Below are 8,491 nucleotides of genomic sequence, written 5' to 3' on the forward strand. Positions count from 1 at the left end.
CTGCCCGGCTGGGCCGCGCTGCTCACCGGGTCCGGCGGCCTCGCGGCGGCGGCCGCCGTGCTGTGGTGGACCGGAGTGGTGCCGGCCGCCGTACTGGCCCGGTTCGGGCTGGGCCCGCGCCCGTACGACGGGCTCGGCACGGGCGCGTGGGCGGCGCTGGTGTTCCTGGGCGCCGCGGTGCTGTTCGCGCTCGGCGGGCTGAGCCGGGGCCGGGTCGGTCACGCCTGGGTGCTCACGCTCTTCGGGCAGTACCGGGGCACCGTGCGGCGGACCGGGCTGATGTGGATCAGCCCGCTGCTGCTGCGCCGCCGGGTGGACGTACGGCTGCGGCACTGGCGCAGCGAGCCGCTGCCCGCCGTGGACGCGAACGGGACCGCGCTGCGGGTCGTCGTCCAGGTGGTGTGGCGGGTCAAGGACACCGTGCGGGCGGCACTCGGGATCGAGGACCACGAGACGTACCTGCGCGAACAGGTCGAGGCCGCGATGGCGCGGGTCCTGTCCCAGCTGCCCGCCGACGCCTTCCACGAGGACGCGCACACCCTGCGCAACGCGGAGGCGGTCGGCGACGCGCTGACGCGGATGCTGAAGGCCGACTGCGAACCCGTCGGCGTCGAGGTGTACTCGGCGCAGCCGACCGGCATCGAGTACGCGCCGGAGGTGGCGGCGGCCATGCAGCGGCGGCGGATCGCGGCCATCGACGCCCAGCACCGGGACAGCGTCCTGACCTCGGTCGTGGACGCGGTGGACGACACCGTGACCCGGCTGACGGAACGCGGCCTGGTCGAGCTGGACGACTACGAACGCAAGCTGCTGGTCAAGGACTTGACGGTGGCGTTCTACACCGGGCGGACCGGAGGGGACGGCGCCTGAGGAGGTGTGGGGGAGGTTCCGGGGACAAGCGGAATCCCGCGCTCATTGGTCTGGACATGTCCACGACGTGTCCCTAGTCTGACCCTGGTCCAGACCAAAGGACATACGTACGCGCACTCCCTTGGAGAACCCCCCTCTCCCCCCACATCGAGGAGCGACATCACATGCGTATGAAGGCAAGCGCGGCCCTGGTCGGTCTCGCGGTAGCGGGCGTCTCGCTGCTCGCGACCGGCAGCGCCAGCAGCCACGGCTACACGGACAACCCGATCAGCCGTCAGAAGCTGTGCGCCAACGGCACGGTGACCGGCTGCGGCAACATCCAGTGGGAACCGCAGAGCGTCGAGGGCCCCAAGGGCTTCCCGGCGGCCGGTCCGGCGGACGGGAAGATCTGTTCCGGCGGCAACGGCTCGTTCGCCCAGCTCGACGACCCGCGCGGCGGCAACTGGCCCGCCACCAAGGTGACGGCCGGCCAGGGCTTCAGCTTCCGCTGGCAGTTCACCGCCCGCCACGCCACCTCGGACTTCCGCTACTACATCACCAAGAACGGCTGGGATCCCACCAAGCCGCTCACCCGCGCCGACCTGGAGCCGCAGCCGTTCATGACGGTGCCGTACGGCGGCAAGCAGCCCCCGGCGACGCTGACCCAGCAGGGCACCATCCCCACCCAGAAGACCGGGAAGCACATCATCCTGAGCGTCTGGAACGTCGCGGACACGGCCAACGCGTTCTACGCCTGTTCGGACGTGAAGTTCTGACGCACGGGCCCCGCGTCCACGTCTGACGTGCTGCCGGCGGGCAGCACGGCGAGCCCCGGAGTGTGGCAGCACACTCCGGGGCTTCGCTGTCGCCGTCACCGGCCGGACCACCCTCAGGCCGCCGGGACCGGAGCCGCCGGGGCCTCGGCGGCGGGCTCCGGGGCGGCCGTCACCGGCCGGGTCGCCCGGCGCAGCAGCGTCGCCGCCAGCACCGCGCCGGTGAGCAGGATCAGCGAACCGGTCACCGAGGCGTACCGCATGCTGTGCACGAACGCGTCCCGGCCGAGCGCGATCAGCGAACCGTCGCCCGTGGCCAGCGCGCCCGGCAACGTCTTGCGGGCGGCCTCGGGGGCGGCGGCGGGCATGTCCGCCCGGTAGACCGCGGTGGAGACCGCGCCCAGCAGGGCCATGCCCAGCGCACCGCCGAACTCCTGCCCGGTCTCCAGGAGCGAGGCGGCCGAGCCGGCCTTCTCCGCCGGGCTGACCGCCATCGCCAGGTCCGAGACCAGGGCCATCACGGCGACGATGCCGCTGCTCATCACGGCGGAGCCGATCAGTAGCAGGGCCAGCGAGTCGGTCCCGGCCAGGGTGAAGACCGCGAACCCGGCCGCCCCGGTCACGAACCCGCCGCAGACCACGGTGGCGCGCCCGGTCCGCTGGGCCAGCGCGGTCGCGGTCGGCGCCGCCGCGCCCACCGCGAGGGACGGGGCCAGGCTCCACAGCGCCGCCTCCAGCGTCCCCATGCCGAGCACCGACTGGAGGTACTGGGTGGTGAAGAAGGCCGAGCCCATCATCGCGAAGGCGGCCAGCGCGTTCAGCCCGATGCCGAGTCCGAAGCCGCGGTTGCGGAACAGCCCGCGGCTGATCATCGCGTCGGAGCGGGTGCGCTGGCGGCGGACGAAGACCCAGCCGACGGCGAGCCCGGCGGCGATGACCAGGGCGCGCTCGGCGTTCAGCCCGTGGGCGGCGCTCTCCTTGACGCCGTAGACGACCGGCAGGACCGTGCCCATGGACAGCGGCACGCTCAGGAAGTCGAAGCGGCCCGGATTCGGGTCCTTGAACTCCGGGACCAGCAGCGGGACCAGGACCAGCAGCAGCACCATCGCGGGCACGTTGATCAGGAAGACCGAGCCCCACCAGAAGTGCTCCAGCATCACCCCGCTGAGCACCGAACCGAGCGCGACCCCGCCGGCCATGGCGCCCGACCAGATGCCGATCGCCTTCGCCCGCTGCCGCTCGTCGCGGAACATGTTGCGCACCAGGCCGATGGTGGACGGCATCAGTGTCGCCCCGCCGATGCCGAGGACCGCGCGGGCCGCGATGAGCATTTCCGGGCTGCTCGCGTAAGCGGCGCAGACCGAGGCGGCGCCGAACGCCAGGGCCCCGATGAGCAGCAGCTTCCGGCGGCCGATGCGGTCGCCCAGCGAGCCCATCGTGATGAGGAGGCCGGCCAGGGCGAACGCGTACACGTCGAAGATCCACAGCTGCTGGGTGGCGCTGGGGGCGAGGTCCCGGTCGATGGACGGGATCGCGAAGAAGAGGACGGACACGTCCATCGACACGAGGAGGAGAGGGAGGAGGAGGACCAGGAAGGCGGTCCACTCCCGACGTCCGGCGAGTGCGCCGGGGGCGGCGGTGGTGCTCGTGGGCTGCGTCATGACAGGGAATATACGGCTGTCTAAAACAGCTGTCTAGTACGGACGTGTAAAACAGATGTACATGTTCGCGGGCAGCACGAAACGCACGAGGCGGTCTCCGTGGATACGGAAACCGCCTCGTGCGTTGTCTGTGCGCCGCCAGGGACTCGAACCCCGGACCCGCTGATTAAGAGTCAGCTGCTCTAACCAACTGAGCTAGCGGCGCCTGCTGACGTGAAAATAATACCTGGTCCGGAGGGGTGCTGATGACACGCCGGTCCCAAGGGCTCCGCCCCCCGTCCTAGAGGGCCAGCGACAGCATCATCGGGGCCGCGCGCCGGTTCAGCGTGTCCGCCGCCGCGCGCAGCCGGTGCGCGTCCTCCACCGGCATCGACAGGGCCAGGCAGCCCGCCGACGCCCCGGCCGTCAGCGGCACCGCCGCGCACACCGTGCCGACCGCGTACTCCTGGAGGTCGAGCACCGGGACCGTGGCCGGCTGGCTGTCCAGCTTGGAGAAGAGGACCTTCTCGTTGGTGATCGTCCGCGAGGTCAGCCGGGCCGGCCGGTGCCGCGCCAGGTGGTCGCGGCGGCCGTTCTGGTCCAGCTGGGTCAGCAGGCACTTGCCGATCGCCGAGGCGTGCGCCGCCGACCGGAAGTCCACCCACTCGTTGACCGCGGGGGTGAGCGGGCTGTCCGCGTACTGCGTGACCCGCACCTCGCCGTCCACGTAGCGGCTGATGTAGACCGCCGCGCCCACCGAGTCGCGCAGCTGGGCCAGGGTCTGCTGGAGCCTGGTCTCCAGGGCCTGACGGCGGGCCGCGCCCGAGCCGATGAGCAGCAGCGAGGAGCCGATCACGTATGCCCCGTCGGTGACCTGCTCGACGTAGCCCTCGCGGCGCAGCGTCAGCAGCAGCGGCGAGAGGTGGCCGGCGGGCAGACCGGTGTCGCGCGAGAGCTGGGCGGCCGTGACCCCGTCGCCGTGCTTGGAGACCGATTCGAGGACGCGCAGGGCGTACTGCACGGAGATGAACGGGGCGGTCGGTTCTGGCTTCAACGCCACGGCTTCCCCCTGCCATTCGGAACCGGAGGCCGGCGCGCGGCCGGAGGTCTCGCACCCACGATAGCCGCCGGGCGCCGGTCCGGGGGGCGGTGCGGCGGACTCGTGGGGGCGTCCCGGCCCCGCCAGCAGGGACGCACCCGATCGGCATATGCCTCTGTCATGACTGCGCCGCGTAAGCCGAGGTCACAGCACCGCGTTGAGGAATTCGCGCGTGCGTTCGTGCGACGGATCGGTGAAGATTTTTTCCGGCGAACCGGACTCCACGACCCGTCCGGCGTCGAACATCAGTACCTTCTCCGAGACGTCGCGGGCGAAGCTCATCTCATGGGTCACGCAGAGCATCGTGATGTCGGTGTTCCGGGCGATGTCCGTCAGCAGGTCGAGCACCCCGGCCACCAGCTCCGGGTCCAGCGCGGACGTCACCTCGTCCAGGAGCAGGATCTCCGGCTCCATGGCGAGCGCGCGGGCGATGGCCACCCGCTGCTGCTGGCCGCCGGAGAGCTGCGAGGGATGTGCGTCGATCTTGCCGGACAGCCCGACGAGGTCCAGCAGCTCCCGGGCCCTGGCCTCCGCCGCGTCCCGGTCCATGCCGAGCACGTTGACGGGCGCCTCGGTGATGTTCTGGAGCACCTTCATGTTCGGGAACAGGTTGAACTGCTGGAACACCATGCCGATCTTCCGGCGGGCCGCCCGCAGGTGCTTCTCGGTCGCGGGCTTCAGCGAGCCGTCCGGCGCCCGCATGTGCGTCAGCGGCTCGCCGTTGATCCGGATCACGCCGTCACTGACCCGCTCCAGCGTCATCAGCAGCCGCAGGATCGTCGTCTTGCCCGAGCCGCTGGGCCCGATCAGGGTGACGTGCTCGCCACGCTCGACGGTGAAGTCCAGCCGGTCCAGGACGGTGTGGTCGCCGTAGCGCTTGACGACCTTGTCGAAGCGGACGAGCGGGTGCCCGCCGTCCTTGGACGCGTCGATCGGCACGGCCGCCTTGGGGGCCGCGCCCGCGTTCTTCCGCAGGGGGAGGGGTTCAGTGGCCAAGGCGCTTCTCCAGCTTTCTCATCAACAGCGAGGTGGGGTAGCTCGCGACCAGGAAGATCAGCCCGGCCAGGGTGAAGACCTCCGTGTAGCGGAAGTGCGCGGTCCCGTAGTCGCGGGCCTGGAAGACCATTTCGTGCACGGTGATCACGGCGAGGTACGGCGTCTCCTTGAACATGGAGATCGCGTAGTTGCCCAGGGCCGGCACCACGTTGCGGACGGCCTGCGGCAGGATCACCGCCTGCCAGGTCCGCCGGGGCGTCAGCGACAGCGCCCGGCACGCCTCCCACTGCCCCTTCGGCACGGCGTCGATCCCGGCGCGGTACACCTCGGAGGTGTACGTGGCGTAGTGGATCCCCAGCACCACGATGCCGACGGTCAGCGGCTCCACCGAGGTGAACAGCGTCGCCGCGCCCACCAGTTGGACCAGCAGCGGGGTGGAGCGGATGAACTCCATCACCGCCTTCACCGGTACGGTCACCAGCCGGCTCGGGGCCCGCCCGGCGATCGCGATCGCCAGGCCGAGGACCGCCGCGACCAGGATGCCGAACACCGTGGCCAGCAGGGTCGTCCAGAAACCGTCGAGGAGCTGCGGGAACGCCTCGCGGACCGCGCCCCAGTCGAAGTCGCTGTTCATCGGGCACCCCCGGTGGTCTGGGCGGCGGCCACCGCGCTGCGGGACTTCAGCAGGCTCCGCCCGCCGGTGGCCAGGCCGAGCCGCCGCTTGGCGGACCGCTCCAGCAGGTTCATCAGCAGCGTCAGCGCGTACGCCAGGACGAAGTAGCAGACCAGCAGCGTGACGTAGGCGGTGAGCGTCTCACCCGTCCGGCTGCGCAGCTTCTCGATCGCGGTCATCAGGTCCGCCGCCGAGATCAGCCACAGCAGCGGGGTCGCCTTCAGCAGCTGGATCAGCAGATTGGTGAACGAGGGGATCATCTGCACCCACGCCTGCGGCAGGATCACCTTCCGCATCCGGTGCAGCGGCGACATGTTCAGCGCGATCGCCGCCTCGTACTGCCCGCGCGGTACCGAGTTGACCGCGCCGCGCACCACTTCGGCGCCGTACGCCCCGTAGTTGAGCCCGAACGCGAGCACCCCGCAGAACAGCGGGTCCAGTTCGTAGCCGGTCAGCGACGGCATCGCGTAGTACAGCCAGAACAGCTGGACGTACAGCGAGGTGCCCCGGAAGAACTCCACGACCACGCGGGACACCCCGCGCGACAGCAGGAACCGGCTCAGCGACATCAGACCGAGGACGAACGACAGGAGCAGCGCGACCAGCGCGCCCAGGACCGTGGCCTCCAGGGTCACCCACAGCCCCGACCGCAGCTGCGGCAGATCGTCGGCGAAGGCCGAGAAGAAATCATTCATGCGGCGGGCCCCGTCCCCGTCAGCCCTTGCACAGGTCGGCCGTCTTCAGGTCGGCCGGCGGCAGCTCCGTCGCGCCGAAGCCGTAGTCGCGCAGCAGCTCCACATAGCGGGACTTGTCGGCGACGATCTTCTTCAGCTCGCGGTTGAAGGCGTCGCGCAGCTCCTCGTTGCCCTTGCGGAAGACGGCGCCGCCGGGGCTGTACTGCTTCACGCCGTCCAGCTCGGGCAGGAACGCCTCGGTGACCTCGGTCCCCTCGTTGGTCTTGGCCAGCCAGCGCAGCGAGATGCCGGTCAGCAGGAACGCGTCCACCCGGCCGCCCTTGACCGCGTCCGCGCCGTCCTGCGGCTTCTGGAGCGTCTTGATCTTCCCCTCGGGGATGCCGGCGCCCTTGGCGTACGACCCCTCGACCGCGCCCGCCATCACCCCGATGGTGATGCCGGCGGCCTTGGCGGAGGCCAGGTCGGTGACCTTCTTCGGGTTGCCCTTCTTCACCATCATCGCGGTCGGCGATATGAACTCGGGCTCCGAGAACAGGGCGTTGGCGCAGCGCTCCGGGGTGATCGCCATGCCGGCGCTGACCACGTCGTACTTGCCGGCCTGGAGGCCGGGGATCAGGCCGTCCCACTCGGACAGGGTCGGCTTCAGCTCGTCCACGCCCAGCGCCTTGAAGATCTCGCGGTGCAACGTGGGCGCCTCGCCCTTGAGTTCCTTGCCCTCCATGTACCCGTACGGGGCCTCGTCGGCGTAGGCGACCCGGACGAAGCCCTGCTCGCGGAGCTTCTTGAGCGCGCCCTCGCCGTCGGCGGATTCCTCGCCGGTCTTGCTGCACGCGGCGAGCAGGCCCGGAACGACGAGCAGACCGCCCACCGCTGCCGATCGGTTGAGAAATCCCCGGCGGGACAGGTTCGGGAAGTCAGCCATGGTTCGCAATCTCCTGAGGGGTTCGAACAGTCCGGACAGGCTTGGCGCCTGCCCGATCAGGGGCTTCTATGCAGGGAGAAAGCGCATGTGATCGAACGGTGGCCGGAGGGAGACCTTCCCGTGTCCGCAGGTGGGCGGTAGGCGTGGATTGCGCGGGATGTCCCGGGGGCCGGATGCCGTCATGCCCCGGCTGCCCGCCCGGGCGCGGTTCATGCGCGCCGGGCCCGTGGCGGCCGTCCGCTCCGGGCGATATCCGGGACGGATGGCGGAATACTGGAACAGGAGCGGGGAAACCGGTCAGTGCCGCCGCAGCCGGCGGCGCACGCACGCAGGCGCAGGGAAGGGATGGACATGACGACCGTCGGATTCCTCTATCCGGGCCACTTCGCCGAGGACGACTACCCGCGCATGGAGATCCTTCTCGACAGCACCATCAGACTCGTCGTCCACCCCACCGAGAGCCCGGACGGCGCCTACCGCGAGGACGCGCTGCGCGCCCTGGGTGCCCCCGGCCGGCTCGCCGCCGGCATCGAGGAGCTCCAGCGCTCCGGGGTCCAGTCCATCGTCTGGGCCTGCGACGGGGGCAGCTTCCCGTACGGGTGGCGGGGCGCCCACGACCAGGCCGCCGCCCTGGCCCGCGCGGCGGGCGTGCCCGCCTCCAGTACGTCCATCGGCTTCGCGCACGCGGTACGGAAGCTGGGCGCGGCCCGCGTCGCGGTCGGAGCCACCTACCCCGAGGCCGTCGCCGAGCGGTTCGCCGCCTTCCTGGGCGAGGCCGGCGTGGAGGTCACCGGCACCCACGCGGCGGGCGTCGCCGACGCCGCCGAGGCCGCCTCCTGGGACG

Annotated in this window: 8 protein-coding genes, 1 tRNA gene and 1 pseudogene; 3 read left to right on the forward strand and 7 right to left on the reverse strand. The window is 71.0% G+C overall.

Going from position 1 to position 8,491, the window contains the following annotated elements:
• On the forward strand, positions 1-870 hold an 870-nt coding region (locus MHW47_RS28270; protein WP_275449750.1), incomplete at its 5' end, for an SPFH domain-containing protein.
• 164 nt (positions 871-1,034) lie between these two features.
• Complete coding sequence (locus tag MHW47_RS28275; RefSeq protein WP_239226598.1) at positions 1,035-1,625, forward strand: lytic polysaccharide monooxygenase; 591 nt, start codon at positions 1,035-1,037, stop codon at positions 1,623-1,625.
• A gap of 113 nt (positions 1,626-1,738) precedes the next feature.
• Here MHW47_RS28275 and MHW47_RS28280 read toward each other — a convergent pair whose 3' ends face one another.
• From MHW47_RS28280 to ehuB, 7 genes are all read right to left on the reverse strand, one after another.
• Positions 1,739-3,283, reverse strand: a complete 1,545-nt coding sequence (locus MHW47_RS28280) for an MFS transporter (RefSeq protein WP_239226599.1) — start codon at positions 3,281-3,283, stop codon at positions 1,739-1,741.
• Positions 3,284-3,414: 131 nt separating this feature from the next.
• Positions 3,415-3,488 (reverse strand) — tRNA-Lys (locus MHW47_RS28285).
• A 75-nt stretch (positions 3,489-3,563) separates the two neighbouring features.
• Positions 3,564-4,322 (reverse strand): IclR family transcriptional regulator, encoded by a 759-nt coding sequence (locus MHW47_RS28290; protein WP_239226600.1) that lies wholly within the window; start codon positions 4,320-4,322, stop codon positions 3,564-3,566.
• A gap of 183 nt (positions 4,323-4,505) precedes the next feature.
• Positions 4,506-5,357, reverse strand: coding sequence for an ectoine/hydroxyectoine ABC transporter ATP-binding protein EhuA (gene ehuA, locus MHW47_RS28295; RefSeq protein WP_239226601.1), 852 nt, complete (start codon positions 5,355-5,357; stop codon positions 4,506-4,508).
• A complete protein-coding gene (gene ehuD, locus MHW47_RS28300; RefSeq protein ID WP_239226602.1) occupies positions 5,347-5,991 on the reverse strand; it encodes an ectoine/hydroxyectoine ABC transporter permease subunit EhuD in 645 nt (214 codons plus the stop codon). The genes ehuA and ehuD overlap by 11 nt, the downstream gene beginning before the upstream one ends.
• Positions 5,988-6,725, reverse strand: coding sequence for an ectoine/hydroxyectoine ABC transporter permease subunit EhuC (gene ehuC, locus MHW47_RS28305; RefSeq protein WP_239226603.1), 738 nt, complete (start codon positions 6,723-6,725; stop codon positions 5,988-5,990). Before ehuC ends, ehuD begins: the two co-directional genes overlap by 4 nt.
• Positions 6,726-6,744: 19 nt before the next feature.
• Positions 6,745-7,647, reverse strand: coding sequence for an ectoine/hydroxyectoine ABC transporter substrate-binding protein EhuB (gene ehuB, locus MHW47_RS28310; protein ID WP_239226604.1), 903 nt, complete (start codon positions 7,645-7,647; stop codon positions 6,745-6,747).
• A 351-nt stretch (positions 7,648-7,998) separates the two neighbouring features.
• Between ehuB and MHW47_RS28315 the strand changes: the two are divergent.
• A pseudogene (locus MHW47_RS28315) lies at positions 7,999-8,491 on the forward strand (decarboxylase); the annotation flags it as partial.

Origin of the sequence: Streptomyces sp. OfavH-34-F (assembly GCF_022347745.1) — a bacterium.
Classification (GTDB): Bacteria; Actinomycetota; Actinomycetes; order Streptomycetales; family Streptomycetaceae; genus Streptomyces.

Bases quoted from the DNA above. Each gene is read 5' to 3' on its own strand.
- MHW47_RS28275 (WP_239226598.1), top strand. From the start codon at position 1,035: ATGCGTATGAAGGCAAGCGCGGCCCTGGTCGGTCTCGCGGTAGCGGGC.
- MHW47_RS28280 (WP_239226599.1), bottom strand. From the start codon at position 3,283: ATGACGCAGCCCACGAGCACCACCGCCGCCCCCGGCGCACTCGCCGGA.
- ehuD (WP_239226602.1), bottom strand. From the start codon at position 5,991: ATGAACAGCGACTTCGACTGGGGCGCGGTCCGCGAGGCGTTCCCGCAG.
- ehuC (WP_239226603.1), bottom strand. From the start codon at position 6,725: ATGAATGATTTCTTCTCGGCCTTCGCCGACGATCTGCCGCAGCTGCGG.
- ehuB (WP_239226604.1), bottom strand. From the start codon at position 7,647: ATGGCTGACTTCCCGAACCTGTCCCGCCGGGGATTTCTCAACCGATCG.